This window comes from Burkholderia sp. AcTa6-5, assembly GCF_017815075.1.
GTDB lineage: Bacteria > Pseudomonadota > Gammaproteobacteria > Burkholderiales > Burkholderiaceae > Burkholderia > Burkholderia sola.
The window spans coordinates 62,126-81,936 of sequence record NZ_JAGIQE010000025.1 but is presented as its reverse complement, the minus strand read 5'-3'; the positions used below and the strand labels follow the sequence as shown (position 1 = coordinate 81,936).

Below are 19,811 nucleotides of genomic sequence, written 5' to 3'. Positions count from 1 at the left end.
GCTGTCGATTCGTTGCGGTCAGCATAAAGGCAGTCCCAAGGGTCGGGTCAAGCGCGATCGCTCCAACGCTCAGTCGCCGGCCGCGAACTCGTCGCGCAGCGCGCGATACAACCGTCGATAGCGCGCGAGCCGGCCCGCCAGCAGATCGACCGACGCGGGATCGGGCGCGACCGTCTCCGTGACGGGCGGCGCGACACAGACTTCTTCCAGGCTGTCGTCCGTCGCCGCCAGTCGCGCGAGCCGCGCGGCGCCGAGTGCCGCGCCGACCGCGCCATCCGCATGGCGCTGCATCGCGAGCCCGGTCGCATTCGCGCACAACCGCGCCCAGAACGCGCTTTTCGAGCCGCCGCCGATGAACGACACCGCGTCGAGCGTCGTGCCGGCCGCGCATAGCGCGCCGTAGCCGTCGGCCATCGCGAACGCGACGCCTTCCATGACCGCATACGCGAGATCGTCCGCATCGTGTTCGTTCGACAGCCCGAAGAACACGCCGCGCGCATGCGCGTCGTTGTGCGGCGTACGCTCGCCGCCGAGATACGGCAGGAACAGCGGCGCGCGAGCCGGATCGGCGTGCTCGGCGCGGGCGGCCAGCACGCCGGGCGTCGTGCCGTGCGCGCGCGCGAGCCAGTCGAGGCTCGCGGCCGCCGACAGGATCACGCTCATCTGGTGCCAGCGCCCTTCCACGCAGTGGCAGAACGCGTGCACGGCCGCGTCCGGGTTCGGCGCGAAGCGGTCGTTGCCCGCGAACAGCACGCCCGACGTGCCGAGCGACAGGAAGCCGCTGCCGGCGCCCGTGACGCCCATGCCGATCGCGGACGCCGCGTTGTCGCCGGCGCCGCCGGCGATCGTCACGGGCCCGGCGATCCCCCATTCGCGCCGCAGCGCGTCGCGCAACTGCGCGGCGGCCGCGTTGCCTTCGACGAGGCGCGGCATCTGCGCGCGCGACAGCTCGGTCGCGGCAAGCATCCGGTCGGACCAGTCGCGGCGCGCGCAGTCGAGCCACAGCGTGCCCGACGCGTCGGACATATCGGACACGAATTCGCCAGACAGGCGCCAGATCAGGTAGTCCTTCGGCAGCAGCACCTTGTGCACCGCACGAAACACGGCCGGCTCGTATTTCGCGAGCCACAGCAGCTTCGGTGCGGTGAAGCCGGGCATCGCCATGTTGCCGGTGATCGCGCGCGATTCCGGCACCAGCGCCTCGAGTTCCACGCATTCGGTGCCGGCGCGCGTGTCGTTCCACAGGATCGCGGGGCGCAGCACCTGGTCCGCGCGGTCGATCAGCGTCGCGCCGTGCATCTGCCCGGACAGCGCGATGCCGCGCAGCGCGGCGAAGCCGGCCGGATGCGCGGCGCGCACCGACGCGATCGCGTCGAGCATCGCGTGCCACCACGCCTGCGGGCTTTGTTCGGACCAGTGCGGATGCGGCCGGCTGATCGACAGGCCGGCCGAGCCGGTCGCGAGGGGGACCGATCGGGAATCGGTGAGCAGAACCTTGACCTCGGACGTGCCGAGATCGATGCCGAGATATGTCACGTATGAAGCATCCTGTCTGGGGCGCGCGGCGGCACGCGTCGCGGGGGCGGCGCGTCGTCGCGGCCGTGCGGTTCGTTGAGCCGGTGCAGCGCGCGGAACTTCGACGGCGGCACCTGCTTCATCGCGAGAAACTGACGGTTGAAGTTCGACAGGTTGTTGAAGCCAACCCGGTAGCAGATGTCGGTCACCGTCAGGTCGGAAAACATCAGCAGCTCGCACGCCTCGTTGATGCGCAACCGGTTCAGGTAGCGCACGAACGACGAGCCGGTGTGACGCCGGAAAAAACGCGTGAAGGTGCTGACGCTCATGCCGGCGAACGCGGCGACGTCGGTTTCGCGCAGCATGCCGGGCAGGTTCTGCTGCAGGTACGACAGCACCTGGTTGATCGTCGACGACATGTAGTGCTGCGCGTCGCTGCGGTAGCCGGGCCCCGCGAGCACGCGCCGCTCGCGGCACGACGACAGCCGGTCGAACAGCGACATCAGGATCTCGACGCGCCGGCAGCCGTGCGCGTCAGCGAGTTCGAGCATCAGCGGCGCGACCTCGCCGCCCACGCGGTCGGGAAACTGCACGCCGCGCGCCGCGTCGTCGATCAGGTCGATCACCGGCTGCAGCTCGCTGAACGCGCCGACCATCTTTTCGATCGCATCGCGCGAGAACTGCAGCACGACGTCGCGCGACGGTACGCGTTCGCCGTCGGCGAGCTCGCTGACCCAGTTGTGCGGCAGGTTCGGCCCGGTGACGATCAGGTTGCCGGGCGCGAAGTCGCCGATGTGGTCGCCGACGAACACCTTGCCGCGCGACGCCTGGATCAGGTGAATCTCGTACTCGGGATGGAAGTGCCACTTCGCGACCGAATGCGGATAGTCGTGGACCCACGCGCGGAACGATTCGTCGCGGTGGGTGGGAACGATCTCGAGATCCGGGTTCATCGTGTGCTCCGTCGGGGCGTGCCGGCGCGCTACGGACGGGACATCGACCAGCTCGTCGCGGCAGGCGGCGTGGCGCGCGTCGCGGCCGCCGGCGGCACCGCGTGCGCGATCGGGTTCGGGTCCGGCAGCGTGACGTTGCGCTCGGTGCCGGCGTCGAACAGATGCAGCGCTTCTTCGTCGAAGCGAAACGCTACCACGGCGCCCGGCGCCGGGGCCATCGGGGCCGGCACGAGGGCCGCGCACGGCTGGCCGCGCCAGTCCAGCGTGACGAGCGCCTCGGCGCCGAGCAACTCGACGAGCTCGACCGTGCCGGTCAGCGCGAGCGTGCCCGGGGGCGGATCGCCTTCCGCGACGAGCCGCAGGTGATTCGGTCGGATCGCGGCCTTGACCTGCTGGCCGTGCTGCAGCCGCGCGAAGCGCGACGACGCGAGCGGCCAGCGCGCGCCGTTGCAGTCGACCCACACGTTCGCGCCGACCCGCTCGATCGTGCCGTCCGCGAAGTTCATCGCAGGCGTGCCGACGAACCCGGCCGCGAACAGCGTGTGCGGCTGGCCGTACAGTTCGGCCGGCGTGCCGATCTGCTCGATGTGGCCGCCGCGCATCAGCACGACGCGATCGGCGAGCGTCATCGCTTCGAGCTGATCGTGCGTGACGTACAGCGTGGTCGTCTTCAGTTGCCGATGCAGCCGCTTGATGTCGCCGCGCAACTGCGTGCGCAGCTTCGCGTCGAGGTTCGACAGCGGCTCGTCGAACAGGAACACGGCCGGCGTCTTGATCATCGCGCGCGCGATCGCCGCGCGCTGCTGCTGGCCGCCCGACATCGCGCGCGGGCGGCGGTCGAGCAGCGCGTCGAGGCTCAGGGTGCGCGCGACGTCGCGCACGCGGCGGTCGATCTCGTCGGCCGGCACCTTCAGCCGTCGCAGGCCGAACGCGATGTTGTCGTACACCGTCATGTGCGGGTACAGCGCATAGTTCTGGAACACCATCGCGACATTGCGCTCGCGCGACGGCAGGTCGTTGACGACCGCGTCGCCGATCACGAGCTCGCCGCCGGTGATCGCCTCGAGGCCCGCGATCATCCGCAGCATCGTCGACTTGCCGCAGCCGGACGGGCCGAGCAGCACGATGAATTCGCCGTCGGCGATCTCGAGGTCGAGCGGATGCAGCACGGCGGGGCCGCCGTCGTAGTGCTTCGACAAAGCCTTGCAGGTGATCTGGGCCATGACTCAATCCATTTCGATCTGAATCTTGACGTCGCGCGGGTGGCCGCTCGCCGCTTCCTCGAACGCGCGCACGCCTTCGGAAAACGGGAACGTGCGCGAGATGAACGGCTTCACGTCGATCGCGCCGGACGCGATCAGCGCGAGCGCGCGCGGAAAGATGTTCGCGTAGCGGAATACCGATTCGATGCGGCCTTCCTTCGCTTGCAGCGCGACCACGTCGAGCGGCACCGGCGCGACCGGCATCCCGATCAGCACCGCGCAGCCGCCCGGGCACATCAGTCCGACGAGGCCCGCGTACGCGTTCGTGCTGCCGCTTGCCTCGAACACGACGTCCGCGCCCCAGCCGCCGGATGCCTCGGCCACCGCGTCGGCCAGCGGCCGCGTACGCACGTCGACGGTCGTGACGGCCGGGTTGTCGGCGAACAGCGCGAGCTTGTCCGGCACGACGTCGGCGAGGATCACGCGCGCGGCGCCGCCGGCGAGCGCGGCGAGCGCCGTCATCGCGCCGATCGTGCCCGCGCCGATCACGACCGCGAGATCGCCCGGCTTCATCGCCGCCTTCTTCGCGGCCTGCAGGCCGATCGACAGCGGCTCGACGATCGCGCCTTCGGCGAACGACACGTTGTCGGGCAACCGGTACGTGAACGCGGCCGGATGCACGACGAACGGCGTCAGGCAGCCGTGGATGGGCGGCGTCGCCCAGAAGCGCACGTCGGGATCGAGGTTGTAGAGCCCGCGCAGCGTCGCGGGCGAATCGAGGCGCGGTACGCCGGGCTCCATGCACACGCGGTCGCCGACGCGCAGGTGCGTGACGGCGGCGCCGGTCTCGACGACGGTGCCGGACGCTTCGTGGCCGAGCACCATCGGCGCGTCGACGCGGAACGGGCCGATCCCGCCGTGCACGTAGTAATGCACGTCGCTGCCGCAGACGCCGACCGTATGCACCTTGATCCGGACGTCGCCGGGGCCGACCGCTTGCGGCAGGTCGATGTCGCGCAGCGCGAGTTCGCGCGTGCGTTCGAGGACGAGTGCTTTCAACGTGTTCTCCTTATTTTCCCTTGACGATCGAATTGAGCAGCCGGCTCAGCATGCCGACGAAGACGAGCGGCGGCAGCGCGAGCAGCACCGTCGACGCGTTGATCACGCCCCACGGCACTTCCTGCCCGAGCGACGTGAACGCGGACGCGACCACCGGCAGCGTCGCGCTGCGCGACGACGTGAGCGCGAGCGCGATCATCAGTTCGTTCCACACCAGCACGAAGCTGAACACGATGCCGCCGAGCAGCGTGCTCGCGCACACCGGCAGCGCGATGTGCCAGAACACCGCGTACGGGCCGTAGCCGTCGAGCGCGGCGGCTTCCTCGATCTCGCGCGGCAGCCGGCGAAACACGGGAATCGATAGCCACGTGATGGTCGACAGCGTGACGAGCAGGTACGTGACGATCATCGACAGCTTCGTGTCGTACAGCCCGAGATCGACCCAGATCGCGATCAGCGGCAGCGCGACCGCGACGGGCGGCAGGAAGCGCAGCGACAGCAGGAAGAACTGGATGTCGCGCTTGCCGCGCACCGGATAGCGCGCGATCGCATACGCGGCCGGCACGCCGAGCACCGCGCCGATCAGCACGGCCGCGCCGACGATCGCGATGCTGTTGCCGAGCCCGATCAGCACCTCGGGGCTCGACAACACCTGCTCGTAGTTTGCGAGTGTCGGCGTGAAGAAGAAGCGCGGCACGGGCGTGACGATGTCGAGCAGGTGCTTGAGCGAATTGAGCACGGCCCAGAACAGCGGGAACGCGGCGACGAGCAGGATCGCGCCGGCGATCGCGACGGTGGAAACGGCGGCGGCACCGCGCCGGGCCATCAGTCGTCCCATTTGTTGACCCTCTTCCAGATGAGCGTGAACACGAGCGTGGTCGCGACCATCATCAGCACGGCCATGCCCGACGCATACGACACCTTGCCGGCGAGGCCGATGCCCTGCTGGTACGCGTAGAGATCGAGCGTCTCGGTCGCGATGCCCGGGCCGCCCTTCGTCATCACGTAGATCAGGTCGAACGAGCGCAGCGACTCGACCATCTTGATGAACACGAGGCTCACGAGCGGCGCCTTCAGCATCGGCAGCGCGATGTACGCATGCACCTGCCACGTCGTCGCGTAGTCGAGCCGCGCGGCTTCGAGCGGCTCGGGCGGCAGCGTCTCCAGCAGCTTCAGGATCACGACCGCGAAGAACAACCCCCACTGCCACACGTCGACGAGCGCGACCGCGTATAGCGCGAGATGCGGATCGGCGAGAAACGCGGTGTGTTCGACGCCGAGCGCGCCGAGCAGCCAGCTCAGGATGCCGGTGAGCGGCGCATACATGAACTTCCAGATGAACGCGGCCGACACGCGCGGCAGCAGCACCGGCATGATCAGCACCAGCGACGCGAAGCGGCGCCAGCGGCCGTGCACGCGCTCGAACAGGAACACCGCGAGCGCGATCCCGACCAGCACCGCGCCCGCGACCGTGACGACCTCCCACAGCACCGACACCTCGATCGCGTTCAGGAAGCGCCGGTCCGACGCGAGCCGCACGAAGTTGCGCAGGCCGACGAATTCGCTGTCCGGGTAGCGCAGCACGCGGTTGCGCAGCGCGAGGTTGATCGCGGCGATCGTCGGGACGAGGCTCAGGACCGCGAGCAGCGCGAGCGTCGGCGCGAGGAACACCCACGGCAGGCTCGTGCGGTCGCGGCGCGCGCGGCCGCGCCGGGTCGACGGTGCGGGAGAGGCCGGGCGGACGCCGAGCGCACGTCCGCCGGCGCCGTCATTTGCGAGCGCCATGTTCGAGCGCGTCCTTCGCGTACTGGTCCGCGTCGTCGAGCGTGCCGCGGATATCCGTCTGCGTGCCGGTGAACACCTGTTCGAGCGCGATGCCGAGGTTGTCGCCGATATCCGGCCACTGCGGCGTGCGCCAGATCGTCACCTGCGTGACGGGGTTCGTGTCGTTCAGCCCGGCCTGGATCTGCGGCGCGACGTGCTGCTTGAAGTACGGGCTGCCGATCGTGCTCGAGCGGTTGTAGTCGCTGAACACGCCGTTGCGTAGCCGCGCCTGTTCCTGATCCTTGCTGGTCGCCCATGCGATGAAGCGGCCGGCGGCCATCCGCGTGCAGTCGTCCTTCGCGCCGACCGCCGAGATCGCGAAGCCGTGGCCATACGCGGCCGACGGCAGCGGTGCGGGCGGCCGCGTGTAGCCGACCTTGCCGGCCACGCTCGACTTGCTCGTATCCTCCATCCAGTCCGCGAACGGCGTCGATTCGATCATGAACGCGACCTTGCCCGAGCGAAACGCTTCGAGCGCGTTGCTCCAGTCGTAGGTCGCCGAACCCGGCGGCGCGTACTTGAACAGGTCGCTGTAGAGCTGCGTGGCCTTCACCGCGCCCGGCGAATTGAACGCGGGCTGGCCGCCCTTGTCGGTCCATGTGCCACCCATGCCGAGCATGAACGGCGACCAGCGCCACACGTTCATCCCCGAGCCGCGCTGGCCGCGCGCGACCCAGCCGTACAGCTTCGGCGGCGCGTTGAGCTGCTTGATCGCGGCGACGAGCTGGTCGAGCGTCTTCGGCACCGGAATATGCGCGGCGTCGAGCAGGTCACGGCGATAGAACAGGAAGTCGCCGCCGCCGATCAGCGGCGCGAAGTACGCGACGCCGTTGTAGCTCGCGACCGCGCGGCGGCCGGGCAGGAAGTCGTCGTAGTCGTAGTCCTTCGGGTAGTACTTGAGGAGCGGCACGATCCAGTTGGCCGACGCGAATTCGGCGACGTTCGCCTCGTCGACGTAGTAGATCTGGTAGGAACCCGCGCCAGTCGACGCGTCGAGCCGCGATTTCGCGCGGCGGTCGTTCTCGCCGAAATAGCTGATCTCGACCTTCGTGCCGTTCTTCTTTTCGTAGTCGGCCAGCGATTTCTCCATCACCGACAGGCCGAGGCTCTTCTGCGCGAGCACGCGGAGGGTCGGCACCTTGCAGGTTTGCGCGGCCGCGACGCCCGGCAGACAGGCGCCGAGCAGCACGCCGGCTGCGACGATTCGCATCTTGTTCACCCGTGTCTCCTTGATTCTGCTTGTTCGAATGCCGCCGATGACGGCAGGAACAATGGTGTGACGCGGGCGATGCGATCACCACATCAAAAGAGTTCGGGAACCGATACTTTTTGCTCAGGGTTGGTCGTGCGATGCACAAAATGTGGTGGCCGGGCGCAAACCGCGCGCGTGAGCGGCGAGGCCCGCGCGTTACGCCGGGAAGCGTTCGCCTTCGGGCGCCGGCGCGAGATCGTCGGGCCACCGCACCTCGAACCGCGTGCCGCCCGCGCCGGTCGGCACGCACAGCGCTTCGCCGCGATGCGCATGCGCGATCGCCGCGACGACGGCGAGCCCGAGGCCGGTGCCGCCGGGTTGCGACGCGTCGACGCGCCGGAACGCCTGGAACACGTGCGGCGCGAACTCGGCCGGGATGCCCGGGCCGTCGTCCTCGACGCACAGCCGGCACATGCCGTCCTCGATGCGCGTCAGGATCCGGATCGTGCCGGGCACCGCGTGGCGGCGTGCATTCTCCAGCAGCGCGAGCAACGCCTGGCGGATGCGGACCGGGTCGCAGCGCATGCGCCGCGGGTCGAGATCGAGTTCCGGATGCTGGCCGGCGGCCTGCAGCGCGTGCGCGAACACGTCGACCACCGCGCGCACGTCGGCGGCGAGATCGGTGTCGCGGATCTCGATGCTCAGGTGGCCGCTGTCGGCGAGGCTGACCACGCGCAGATCCTCGATCAGACGCGTCAGCCCTTCGACCTGTGCGAGCAGGCTGCGGTACAGCGCGTCGCTCGGCGTGAACACGCCTTCGGCGAGCCCCTGCAAGCGGCCGCGCAGCACGGTCACCGGCGTGCGCAGTTCGTGCGCGATCGCCGCGTTCCAGAAGGTTTGCTCGTCGGTCACGCGCTGCAGCTCGCTCGCGAGCGCGTTGAAGTTGTCGGCGAGCAGCGCCGCCTCCTTCAACGAACGGTCGCCGGCGACCGCGCGCGCGCCGAGATCGCCGCGCGCGACGCGGCGGATGCTGTCCGTCACCGAATTCAGCGGCACGAGGATGCGGCGCGACAGGTTGATCGCGACGATGACCGCGATCAGCAGGCCGACCAGTGTGGTCGAGGTGATCCACACCCACTCCGGCCCGCTCGGGAGCCAGCTTTCCGGCTTGAACGACTCCGGCGAGTAGTGGTACAGCAGGTAGTAGAACGCGTAGGCCGTCACGACGATCAGCACCGTGACGCCAAAGGCGATCGCGCCCATCGTCAGCGCGATCTGGCGGCTCAGGCCGTCTAGTCTCACTCGCCGCTCCACAGTTTGTAGCCGACGCCGCGCACGCTGGCCGGCATGCCGGCGACGCCGAGATCGTCGAGTTTCTTGCGCAGCTTGCTGACGTGGCTGTCGACCGTGCGCTCCAGCGCATCGCCTTCCGGGAGGCAGGTCGCCATCAGCTCGGCGCGGCTGAACACGCGGCGCGGCGCGCGCGCGAGTTGCGCGAGCAGCTTGAATTCGGTGAGCGTCAGCACGAGCGTGTGGCGCGCGCCGTCGACTTCGACCGTCGCTTCGTGGTGCTCGAGATCGATCTCGAACGGCGCGGCGCGCAGCACGCGCTGCTCTTCCTGGCGCGAGCCGGCCATCGACCGGCGCAGCACCGCCTGCGCGCGCGCGACGACTTCGGCGGGGTTGAACGGCTTGACCACGTAGTCGTCGGCGCCGATGCGCAGCCCGGTCAGCTTGTCGATGTCCTGGTCGAGCGCGGTCAGCATGATGACGGGCGTGTCGCCGCGGTGGCGGATCTCGGCGAGCACCTTCCAGCCGTCGACGTGCGGCATCTGCACGTCGAGCAACACGAGGTCCGGCTTCAGCGACAGGTGGAGTTCGAGCGCGCGGCGACCGTCGGCGGCGTGCACGGTGCGCAGGCCGTTGCGCGCGAAATAGGCGGTCAGGATCTCGGCGATCTCGGGTTCGTCCTCGGCGATGAGGATGAGCGCTTGCGCGCCTTGGCCGGCGCCGGGAGATGAGGGAAATTCGGGCATGGCCACTCGTTCGGATTCAGCGGGGTTCCATCGAATCGCCATACTACCGTACGGCCAAATCCATCGAATGAAGACGAACGGGGCGCGCGAGTTGACGCGCAAGGCGCTGTGTTGCGCGATGCAGATGGATTATCCGGTGACGCACCCGCACATCGGCGAGACGTTGTGTTCGCAAGAAATGGCGCACCTGATCATGCGCCGCACCTGTGCGTGTCCGTGGATGGCTGGACCGCAAGCGAGCGGACGCCCAAGTAAGCGTACGCGATGCCGTCGCGTTTTCCTTTACGGCTTACTTTCGCGTGTAAAGAAGTCACGGCGGCAGATCGGACGTCGATCGGAACGCGCGTGCCCATGCAGCGGCACGCGCGGCCGTGTTCAGATGCGACCGAGCAGCACCAGTATCACGACAATGACGACGATCAGCCCGACGGTCCCCGATGGCCAGTAACCCCAGCTTCGGCTGTGCGGCCATGCAGGAAATGCTCCGATGAGCAGCAGAATCAGAACGATGATGAGGATCGTACCGAGCATCGCATCCCTCCAGAATTTATTCGACACGGTGTGCGCTGTCGCAATTCGCGTGCCGCGACGTGGGGACAGATGAAACCGGCGCAAGCGCATCGTATGAATCCGCGTAATTCATGCGATGAATACTGTTTGATTCAGAAAATAAATTTCAAAAATGCACGCCCGGTCGCTATGCTGGGCCTTCGTTTTCCTCAGGCGAGCGCAATGGCTGAACTCTTTCTGGTACGGCACGGGCAGGCGTCGTTCGGCACCGACGACTACGACCGGCTGTCCGCGGCGGGCGACCAGCAGGGCGTGTGGCTCGGCGAATACTTCGCGCGGCAGGGCCTGACGTTCGACCGCGTGATTTGCGGCACGATGAACCGCCATGCGCAGACGGTCGCCGCGATTCTGCGCGGGATGGGCCGCGAAGGCGTCGTGGTCGATCGCCATCCGGGCCTGAACGAATACGATTTCCACGGGCTGTTCGCGGCAGCCGCCAGCGACTATCCGGAGATCGCGCGGCTCTCGGCCGGCTCGATGAAGGAACACTTCCGCGCGCTCCGGCAGGTGCTGCAGCTGTGGACCGAGGACAAGCTCGGCGAGGCGGCCCCCGAAACCTGGGCCCATTTCCAGCAGCGCGTGGCCGACGCGCGCGCGGCGATCCGCGAGGGCGGCGGCCAGCGCGTGCTCGCGGTGAGTTCCGGCGGCCCGATCGCGGTCACCGTGCAGCAGGTGCTCGCCGCGCCGCCGTCGAGCGCGATCGCGCTGAACCTGCAGATCCGCAACAGCAGTCTTTCGCAGTTTTTCTTCAACGCCGAGGCGTTCCACCTCGCGTCGTTCAACGGCATCCCGCATCTGGAGGACCCCGAACGACACGCGCTGCGCACCTACGGCTGACCCACGAACGATCGCGACGATGACGAATCCTTCCCAGCAACTCGACGTAGCCCGCCTTACGCGCTATCTGGAAACCCACGTGCCGGGCTTCGAAGGCCCGGTCGACACGGAGAAGTTTGCCGGCGGCCAGTCGAATCCGACTTTCCTGCTGAATGCGAAGAGCGGCCGCTACGTGCTGCGCCGCCAGCCGCCGGGCGAACTGCTGAAATCCGCGCACGCGGTCGACCGCGAATTCCGCGTGCTCACCGCGCTGTCGGGCACCGCGGTGCCGGTCGCGCACCCGTATCACCTCTGCGTTGACCGCGACGTGATCGGCAGCCTGTTCTACGTGATGAGTTTCGAGGACGGCCGGATCTTCTGGGACCCCGCGCTGCCGGAGCTGCCGAAGGCCGAGCGAGCGACCTGCTACGACGCGCTGCTGCAGACGATGGCCGCGCTGCACGACGTCGATGTCGACGCGGTGGGCCTCGCCGACTACGGCCGGCCGGGCAACTACTTCGAGCGGCAGATCGGCGTGTGGACGAAGCAGTATCGCGCGGCCGAAACCGGGCGCCTCGACGCGATGGAGACGCTGATCGACTGGCTGCCGAAGGCATGCCCCGAGGACACGGGCCGGCCGGCGCTGGTGCACGGCGACTTCCGGATCGACAACCTGATGTTCGCGCGGGACGGCTATCGCGTGCAGGCCGTGCTCGACTGGGAACTGTCGACGCTCGGCAACCCGCTCGCCGATCTCGCGTACTTCTGCATGTGCCTGCGGCTACCGTCCGGCGGCCAGGTGCGCGGGCTCGCGGGCCAGGATCGTGCCGAACTCGGCATTCCGGACGAAGCGGCGATCGTCGCGCGCTACTGCGAACTGCGCGGCATCGCGCCGATCCGCGACTGGCATTTCTACCTCGCCTTCAGTTTCTTCCGGCTAGCGGCGATCGCGCAGGGCGTGAAGGCGCGCGCGTTGCAGGGCAACGCATCGAGCGAGCAGGCGCTGCGCGTCGGCGAAATGGCCGGCCGGCTGGCCGAACTGGCCGTCGGCGTGATCGACGCGCATCGCTGATATCGCCACGCGGCGACACGACAACTCAATCAATGGAGGAGCACAGCAACATGGCAACGAATCTGTTCGACCTGACGGGCAAGATCGCGCTGGTGACGGGCGCGAGCCGCGGCATCGGCGAGGAAATCGCCAAGCTGCTCGCGGAGCAGGGCGCGTACGTGATCGTGTCGAGCCGCAAGCTCGACGACTGCCAGGCCGTGGCCGACGCGATCGTCGCGGCGGGCGGCCGCGCCGAGGCGCTGGCGTGCCACGTCGGGCGCCTGGAGGACATCGCCGCGACGTTCGAGCACATCCGCGGCAAGCACGGCCGCCTCGACATCCTCGTGAACAACGCGGCCGCGAACCCGTATTTCGGGCACATCCTCGATACCGATCTCGCCGCGTACGAGAAGACCGTCGACGTGAACATCCGCGGGTACTTCTTCATGTCGGTCGAAGCCGGCAAGCTGATGAAGACACACGGCGGCGGCGCGATCGTCAACACCGCGTCGGTGAATGCGCTGCAGCCGGGCGACCGGCAAGGCATCTACTCGATCACGAAGGCGGCCGTCGTCAACATGACGAAGGCGTTCGCGAAGGAGTGCGGGCCGCTCGGCATCCGCGTGAATGCGCTGCTGCCGGGCCTCACGAAGACGAAGTTCGCGGGCGCGCTGTTCGCCGACAAGGACATCTACGACGCGTGGATGACGAAGATCCCGCTGCGCCGCCACGCGGAGCCGCGCGAAATGGCCGGCACCGTGCTGTATCTCGTGTCGGACGCGGCGAGCTACACGAACGGCGAATGCATCGTCGTCGACGGTGGCCTGACGATCTGAGCGCACGATGAGACTCGACAGCTACGCCGGCCAGGCCGTGATGATCACCGGCGCCGCGAGCGGCTTCGGCGCGCTGCTCGCGAGCGAGCTCGCCGCGATGGGTGCGCGGCTCGCGCTCGGCGACCTGAACGGCGATGCGCTCGAACGCGCGGCCGCGCCGCTGCGAGCGGCCGGCGCCGACGTCGTCGCGCGGCACTGCGACGTGCGCATCGAAACGGACGTCGCATCGCTGGTGCATGAAGCCGTCGCACGCTTCGGGCGGCTCGACGTCGGCATCAACAACGCGGGTATCGCCCCGCCGATGAAGGCGCTTATCGACACCGACGAAGCCGATCTCGACCTGAGCTTCGCGGTGAACGCGAAGGGCGTGTTCTTCGGGATGAAGCACCAGATCCGCCAGATGCTCGCGCAGCGCGAAGGCGTGATCCTGAACGTCGCGTCGATGGCCGGGCTCGGCGGCGCGCCGAAGCTGGCCGCGTATGCGGCGTCGAAGCATGCGGTGGTCGGGCTCACGAAGACGGCCGCGCTCGAATACGCGCGCCACGGCATCCGCGTGAACGCGGTGTGCCCGTTCTACAGCACGACGCCGATGGTCACCGACAGCGAGATCGGCGAGCGCCAGGATTTTCTGGCGCAGGGCTCGCCGATGAAGCGGCTCGGCCGCCCCGACGAAATCGTCGCGACGATGCTGATGCTGTGCGCGAAGGACAACACGTATCTGACCGGGCAGGCCGTCGCCGTCGACGGCGGCGTCTCGGCCTTCTGAACCGAACGAACGGAAATACGGAATCTCGAGGAGTCGATCATGGACTTTGGCTACACCCCGAAAGTGGAAGCACTGCGCGAACGCGTGAGCGCATTCATGGATGCGCACATCGTGCCGCGCATCCGCCAGTGGAACGAAGAGGTGCACGCCGGCAAGTATCCGGTGTCGTTCATGGAGGAACTGAAGGAGCGCGCGAAAGCGGAGGGGCTGTGGAACCTGTTCCTGCCGCACCTGAAGGACGACGAGCCGGGCACGGGCCTGACGAACCTCGAATACGCGCCGCTCGCCGAAATCATGGGGCGCGTGAGCTGGGCGTCGGAAGTGTTCAACTGCAATGCGCCGGACACCGGCAACATGGAGCTGCTGCACATGTTCGCGACGCCCGAGCAGCGCGAACAGTGGCTGCTGCCGCTGCTGCGCGGCGAAATCCGCTCGGCGTTCGCGATGACGGAGCCCGACGTCGCGTCGTCGGATGCGACCAACATCACGACACGCATCGAGCGCGCGGGCGACGAGTACGTGATCAACGGCCGCAAGTGGTTCATCACGAACGCCGCGCATCCGAACTGCAAGATCTTCATCGTGATGGGCAAGACCGATCCCGAGGCCGAGTCGCACCAGCAGCAGAGCATGATCCTCGTGCCGCGCGACACGCCGGGCGTGACGGTCGTGCGCAACATCACGGTGGTCAATCACCACGCGCCGGAAGGGCACTGCGAAATCACGTTCGACAACGTGCGCGTGCCGGCGCGCAACCTGCTCGGCGAGGAAGGCAGCGGCTTCGCGCTCGCGCAGGCGCGCCTCGGGCCGGGCCGCATTCACCACTGCATGCGCTCGATCGGCGCGGCCGAGCTGGCGCTGGAGCTGATGGTCGACCGCGCGCAGTCGCGCGTCGCGTTCGGCAAGCCGCTGAACCGGCACGGCACCGTCGGCGAATGGATCGCGCGCTCGCGTATCGAGATCGACCAGGCACGCCTGCTGGTGCTGAAGGCCGCGTGGATGATCGACAAGGTCGGCGCGAAGGCCGCGCGCAAGGAGATCTCGATGATCAAGGCGCTCGTGCCGACCGTTTATACGGACGTGTGCGATCGCGCGATGCAGGTATTCGGCGCAGCGGGCCTGAGCCCCGATACGCCGCTCGCCGACCTGTGGACCTGGGGCCGCGCGCTGCGCTTCGCCGACGGCCCGGACGAGGTCCACCTGCAGGCGATCGCGCGGATGGAGATCAAGGGCGGCGAACCCGGTGCGACCGCGCCGTACCTGACGCCGCCGCCGCGCGGCTGAGCGGGGCGACATGGACGAACGAATGGCGCCCGCCGTAAGATCTCGGCAAGGAGATCCGGCGATGCGCCTTTCGAAGATTGATCTGAACCTGTTCGTCGTATTCGAGGCGATCTACAACAAGCGCAACCTGACGCGCGCGTCCGAGGTGCTGAACCTCACGCAGCCGGCCGTCAGCAACGCGCTGGCGCGGCTGCGCAAGACGCTGAACGATCCGCTGTTCGTCAGCACGCCGGCCGGAATGATGCCGACGCCGATGGCCGAGAACATCGTCGGCCGCGTGCGCGAGGCGCTGCAACTGCTCGATTCGAGCGCGCACGAAGGCGACGTGTTCGATCCGGCTTCGTCCGAGCGCGTGTTCCGGCTCAGCATGAGCGACCTGACCGAAGCGCTGCTGCTGCCGGCGCTCGGCGAGCTGCTACAGACGCATGCGCCCGGCATGCACGTGCGCAGCTACACGATGGACCGCCGCGAGGTCGCGACCGCGCTCGCGAACGGCTCGGTCGACATCGCGATCGACGCGCCGCTGATCGGCGATCCGCATCTGCACCAGGCGCTGCTCGTGCAGGACCGCTACGCGTGCATGATCCGCGACGATCATCCGTTCAAGGGCGACACGCTGACCCTGGACGACTACCTGTCGATGGGGCACATCCACGTATCGAGCCGCCGCAAGGGCAGCGGGCACGTCGACGCGGAACTGACGCGGCTCGGGCTGCGCCGCAACATCCAGATGCGCGTGCAGCACTACATGGTCGCGCCGCTGATCGCGATGCGCGGCGATCTCGCGCTGACGGCGCCGCTGCGGCTGCTGCAGCGCTATCCGGCGCGCATTCTGGAACTGCCGTTCGAGATGCCGGGACTCGATTACTTCTGCTACTGGCATCGCAGCGCCGATCAGGATCAGGGCAGCCAGTGGCTGCGCGGGCAGCTGATGGCGCTGATGGGCGGGATGGGGAAGGGGCGGTAAAGGGTGGCGTGCGCGTCGCCCGTTCGCCCGTGCTTGTCGGCTCAATACGAATCGTCGTCGAAGCGAGACGACGCCGGCCGGCGCTTCATGTCCTTCAGCCAGCGCCTGACCTGATCCGGATCGTCGAACTCGCACAGCGCGACGGTCAGGTCGTGGTTGCTGCGCTGCATGCCGGCAATGTCGCGCGTCAGCATGCGCATCACCGTATCGGGTGCGACCTTGGTGGACGACGCGATGCCGTAGGTTCGCCTGAAATCGTTCTCGACGTGCCCGATCTCCTGGTCGAGCTCGCGGAGCTGTTCCTCCAGGATGCCGTTGTAGTGCGTCAGCCGCGCTTCGCTCAGGCCGTCGATCGCGCGCCGGTCGATCTGTTCGATCTCCAGTTGCAGCTCCAGCAGGTGCAGGAGGTTGCCGTTCGCATACGCGTGGTTGACACGCTGCATCAGCACGGTCTTGCGCGCCTGTTCCTCGGGATCGGTTTCGCGATCGGGATGCAGCGCGCTGGCGAGCTTGCGATAGACGTCGCGGAGCGACTTGCTCGATTCGGCCAGCTCGGCTTCGCGTCGCGCCTGCGCGGCCGATTGCCGGGGCGCTTTCTTGCGCTTCGCGCGCTGGGCTTCGCGGGCCTCGTGGGCGGCCATGTCGCGCTTGTACTGTTCGTCGAATTCGGCTTGGATGCGGGCGGCGAGTTCGTCGGGCGACAGCGTGTCGAGATCGTCCGCTGGTTCGGCGGCGGGTTCCGTTTCCGTTTCCGGTTCCGGCTTCGTCCGTGCGGAGGCCGTCGCTGCGGCGCCGTCGTCGTCGGACGGGCAGTGCCGGTTGTAGATGATTTTCAACGTCGCGTCGTCGCTGACGCCGAGCAAGTCGCGCGCCATGTCGGCGATCAGCGCGGATAGCGTGCGCTGCTCGGCCTTGCTCAGGCCTTTCTGCAGGAACGCGTCGTCGAGCAGATGGATCAGTCGGATGCGCAGCGCCGTCGCTTCCTGTTCGAGCGGCAACAGGCCGTGGACGAACTTCTTCTGGAACGCCGGCATCACGGCTTCCCATGCACCGAGCCGCTCGCGCCGCGTCTCGATCTGCTCGACGAGCGTATTGAACGTTTGCTGGGCTTTCGACAGGCTGGCTGTCTCGTGGCCGGGTGCGATGGCGACCGCGGCACCGCGACGTGCGGTCATGATGAGTGTCCTCCGGCCGCGGCGGGACGCGCGGCAGGCCGGTATTTTAGCCGCATGCCTGCGGGGCGGCGTGGAACGGGGTGCTTCCCCGCAGCGATCGGCGGCGCGTCGGCGCTTCACGGCGGGCACGGCTGGCGCGCCGGAATCCGCGCCCGGTGCACCGTTCGGCCCATCGGCCCGTCAGTCGCCGAACAACTGGCCCTGCCCGGAGATCACGCGTTCGAAATCGTCGCGCAGGAACGGCAGGATCGCATCGGCGACGGGCTGAAGCTGGCGGCTCAGATAGAACGCATAGTCGATCGGCGAGCGCATCGTTTCGAGCGGCTCGGGGCCGGCCGTCGTCATCACGTAGCTGATCCAGCCGCCGCGCTGATATTGCAGCGGCCGGCCCTGCGCATGATTGAACTCGTCGGCGATGCGCGCCGCGCGCACGTGGGGCGGCACGTTCCGTTCGTATTCGCGCAGCGGCCGGCGCACGCGCTTGCGGTACACGAGCTGATCGTCGAATTCGCCGGCCAGCGTGCGGCGTACGTAGTCGCGAATGAAATCCTGGTACGGTTCGAGCCTGAACACGCGCCGGTACAACTCGCGCTGGAATTGCTGCGCGAGCGGCGTCCAGTCGGTGCGCACCGTTTCGAGCCCCTTGAACACGAGGTCCTCGCCGCCGTCGGCCGTCGCCGCGAGGCCGGCGTACCGCTTCTTGCTGCCTTCTTCCGCGCCGCGCACGGTCGGCATCAGGAAGCGGCGGTAATGCCGTTCGTATTGCAGCTCCAGCGCGCTGTCCAGCCCGAACTGTTCGCGCAGGTGCGCTTGCCACCAGCGGTTCACGTGCTCGACGAGCGCTCGACCCTTCGCGCCGGCTTCGTCGTCGTCATGCGCGCGGCCGAGCCACACGAACGTCGAATCGGTATCGCCGTAAATCACTTCGTAACCCTGAGCTTCGATCAGTTGACGCGTGCGGTGCATGATCTCGTGGCCGCGCATCGTGATCGACGACGCGAGGCGCGGGTCGAAGAAGCGGCAGCCCGTCGAGCCGAGCACGCCGTAAAACGAATTCATGATGATCTTCAGCGCCTGCGACAGCGGCGCGTTGCGCTGCCGCTTCGCGTCGTCGCGGCCTTCCCACACGCGCCGCACGATGTCGGGCAGGCAGTGCGCGGTGCGCGAGAAACGCGCGCCGAGAAAACCGGGCACCGATGCGTCGTCGCCGGGATGCGCGAGCCCCTCGATCAGGCCGACCGGATCGATCAGGAACGTGCGGATGATCGACGGATAGAGGCTCTTGTAGTCGAACACGAGCACCGAGTCGTACAGCCCGGGGCGCGAATCCATCACGAAGCCGCCGGGGCTGTTCTGCCCCGTCACGTCGCCGAGGTTCGGCGCGACATAGCCGAGTCGATGCATGCGCGGCAGGTACAGGTGCGTGAACGCCGCGACCGACCCGCCGGTGCGATCGGCAGCCAGCCCCGTGACGCTCGCGCGTTCGAGCGCGAAGGACAGCAGGTCGGCCTTGTCGAAGATGCGCGTGACGAGCTCGCAATCCTTCAGGTTGTAGCGCGCGAGCGCGGGCTTGTCGTGATCGAAGCGGCGCTGGATCTCGTCCATCCGCTGGTACGGATTGTCGATCGACTTGCCTTCGCCGAGCAGCGATTGCGACACGTATTCGAGGCTGAACGACGGGAAGGTCCACGTCGCGGATTTCAGCATGTCGATGCCGTCGAGGATCAGCCGGCCGGCCGCGCCCGCGAAGAAGTGGTCGGGCTGCTGACCGTGCGCGCGCCAGTCGAGCACGCTGCCGCCGCGCCCGAGTTTCAGCGGCACGCCGTATTGCTCCGCGTGCGCGTGCAGGATGCGCAGGTCGAACTGCACGAGATTCCAGCCGATCACCGCGTCGGGCTCGTGCTCGTCGAACCAGTCGTTGAGCCGCGCGAGCATCGTGGCGCGGCTGTCGCAGTAGTCGAGGTTGAAGTCCAAGGCGCCTGCGCTGCCGCTTGCGTCGCCGTTCGGCGGCCCGAGCATGTAGACCTGTCGTTGCCCGCAGCCTTCGAGCGCGATCGAGTACAACTCGCCGTGGACGCTGGTTTCGATGTCGAGCGACACGCAGCGGAGCGTCGGGCGGTAACCGGTTGCGGGCTTCAGCTCGCCGCCGGTGAGCGTGCCGTCGGGGCCGGGTTGCCCGCGAAACTGCACGCACGCCGTGATGAAGCGCTCCATCGCGTAGCGGTCGGGCGGCTGCACGTCGGCTTCGTAGACGTCGACACCGGCGGCGGCGAGCCGCTTCTGCAGCCCGGACAGATGGCGATAGCGCTTGCAATAGAGGCCGACGACGGGGCGCTGCCGGAAGTCGCGCAGCGCGAGCGGGCGCAACTCGGCCTCGCGCTCGCCGGCCAGCGTGCGTTCGGCGAGCGCCTGCTGTTCGGCCGGAATGAACGCGACGGCTTCCTGCGGGCGCAACCGTACGCGGCGCGGACCGTGTTCGGTTGCCAGCCAGAACTCGATCTCGATGCCGGATGCGGTGTCCCGCCAGTGGCGGGTGAGGATGAAACCCTGCTCGAACGCCGTCAA

General features: G+C 68.1%; 18 protein-coding genes. 6 read left to right on the top strand and 12 right to left on the bottom strand.

The window, feature by feature from the left end:
• Positions 1 to 69 precede the first annotated feature (69 nt).
• From xylB to J8I33_RS27555, 10 genes are all read right to left on the bottom strand, one after another.
• The gene (gene xylB / locus J8I33_RS27600; protein WP_209939484.1) at positions 70 to 1,536 is read right to left on the bottom strand and encodes a xylulokinase; all 1,467 of its coding nucleotides are present in this window, start codon (positions 1,534 to 1,536) and stop codon (positions 70 to 72) included.
• Positions 1,533 to 2,468, bottom strand: a complete 936-nt coding sequence (locus J8I33_RS27595) for an AraC family transcriptional regulator (RefSeq protein WP_209939483.1) — start codon at positions 2,466 to 2,468, stop codon at positions 1,533 to 1,535. The genes xylB and J8I33_RS27595 overlap by 4 nt, the downstream gene beginning before the upstream one ends.
• 29 nt (positions 2,469 to 2,497) lie before the next feature.
• Positions 2,498 to 3,691, bottom strand: coding sequence for a sn-glycerol-3-phosphate ABC transporter ATP-binding protein UgpC (gene ugpC / locus J8I33_RS27590; RefSeq protein ID WP_209939482.1), 1,194 nt, complete (start codon positions 3,689 to 3,691; stop codon positions 2,498 to 2,500).
• 3 nt (positions 3,692 to 3,694) lie between these two features.
• Positions 3,695 to 4,729 (bottom strand): NAD(P)-dependent alcohol dehydrogenase, encoded by a 1,035-nt coding sequence (locus J8I33_RS27585; RefSeq protein WP_124556811.1) that lies wholly within the window; start codon positions 4,727 to 4,729, stop codon positions 3,695 to 3,697.
• Positions 4,730 to 4,739: 10 nt separating this feature from the next.
• Positions 4,740 to 5,567, bottom strand: a complete 828-nt coding sequence (locus J8I33_RS27580) for a carbohydrate ABC transporter permease (RefSeq protein ID WP_050017147.1) — start codon at positions 5,565 to 5,567, stop codon at positions 4,740 to 4,742.
• Complete coding sequence (locus J8I33_RS27575) at positions 5,555 to 6,514, bottom strand: sugar ABC transporter permease (RefSeq protein WP_239468949.1); 960 nt, start codon at positions 6,512 to 6,514, stop codon at positions 5,555 to 5,557. Before J8I33_RS27575 ends, J8I33_RS27580 begins: the two co-directional genes overlap by 13 nt.
• Complete coding sequence (locus tag J8I33_RS27570; protein WP_209939481.1) at positions 6,498 to 7,772, bottom strand: sugar ABC transporter substrate-binding protein; 1,275 nt, start codon at positions 7,770 to 7,772, stop codon at positions 6,498 to 6,500. The genes J8I33_RS27575 and J8I33_RS27570 overlap by 17 nt, the downstream gene beginning before the upstream one ends.
• A gap of 189 nt (positions 7,773 to 7,961) precedes the next feature.
• Positions 7,962 to 9,047, bottom strand: a complete 1,086-nt coding sequence (locus J8I33_RS27565; RefSeq protein ID WP_209939480.1) for an ATP-binding protein — start codon at positions 9,045 to 9,047, stop codon at positions 7,962 to 7,964.
• A complete protein-coding gene (locus J8I33_RS27560; RefSeq protein ID WP_209939479.1) occupies positions 9,044 to 9,781 on the bottom strand; it encodes a response regulator in 738 nt (245 codons plus the stop codon). Before J8I33_RS27560 ends, J8I33_RS27565 begins: the two co-directional genes overlap by 4 nt.
• Before the next feature lie 375 nt (positions 9,782 to 10,156).
• Positions 10,157 to 10,312, bottom strand: coding sequence for a DUF3309 family protein (locus J8I33_RS27555; RefSeq protein WP_006483086.1), 156 nt, complete (start codon positions 10,310 to 10,312; stop codon positions 10,157 to 10,159).
• 201 nt (positions 10,313 to 10,513) lie between these two features.
• On the opposite strand from J8I33_RS27555, the gene J8I33_RS27550 reads away from it, so the two are divergent.
• The 6 genes from J8I33_RS27550 to J8I33_RS27525 all read left to right on the top strand — a co-directional run bounded on the left by J8I33_RS27550 (position 10,514) and on the right by J8I33_RS27525 (position 16,071).
• A complete protein-coding gene (locus J8I33_RS27550) occupies positions 10,514 to 11,188 on the top strand; it encodes a histidine phosphatase family protein (RefSeq protein WP_209925910.1) in 675 nt (224 codons plus the stop codon).
• A 19-nt stretch (positions 11,189 to 11,207) separates the two neighbouring features.
• Entirely contained in the window at positions 11,208 to 12,239 is a 1,032-nt protein-coding gene (locus tag J8I33_RS27545) for a phosphotransferase (RefSeq protein ID WP_050017142.1), read from the top strand.
• 50 nt (positions 12,240 to 12,289) lie between these two features.
• The gene (locus J8I33_RS27540) at positions 12,290 to 13,054 is read left to right on the top strand and encodes an SDR family oxidoreductase (RefSeq protein ID WP_050017141.1); all 765 of its coding nucleotides are present in this window, start codon (positions 12,290 to 12,292) and stop codon (positions 13,052 to 13,054) included.
• Between the two features lie 7 nt (positions 13,055 to 13,061).
• On the top strand, positions 13,062 to 13,820 hold the full coding sequence (locus J8I33_RS27535) for an SDR family oxidoreductase (protein ID WP_209939478.1): 759 nt from the start codon (positions 13,062 to 13,064) through the stop codon (positions 13,818 to 13,820).
• Positions 13,821 to 13,859: 39 nt separating this feature from the next.
• Positions 13,860 to 15,104 carry an acyl-CoA dehydrogenase family protein gene (locus J8I33_RS27530; RefSeq protein ID WP_124675950.1) on the top strand — a complete coding sequence of 415 codons (1,245 nt, stop codon included), beginning with the start codon at positions 13,860 to 13,862 and terminating at the stop codon, positions 15,102 to 15,104.
• 61 nt (positions 15,105 to 15,165) lie between these two features.
• Positions 15,166 to 16,071, top strand: a complete 906-nt coding sequence (locus tag J8I33_RS27525) for a LysR family transcriptional regulator (RefSeq protein WP_209939477.1) — start codon at positions 15,166 to 15,168, stop codon at positions 16,069 to 16,071.
• A gap of 41 nt (positions 16,072 to 16,112) precedes the next feature.
• Here J8I33_RS27525 and J8I33_RS27520 read toward each other — a convergent pair whose 3' ends face one another.
• Positions 16,113 to 17,246, bottom strand: a complete 1,134-nt coding sequence (locus tag J8I33_RS27520; RefSeq protein WP_209939476.1) for a J domain-containing protein — start codon at positions 17,244 to 17,246, stop codon at positions 16,113 to 16,115.
• Between the two features lie 180 nt (positions 17,247 to 17,426).
• The gene (locus tag J8I33_RS27515; RefSeq protein ID WP_209939475.1) at positions 17,427 to 19,811 is read right to left on the bottom strand and encodes a DNA polymerase II; all 2,385 of its coding nucleotides are present in this window, start codon (positions 19,809 to 19,811) and stop codon (positions 17,427 to 17,429) included.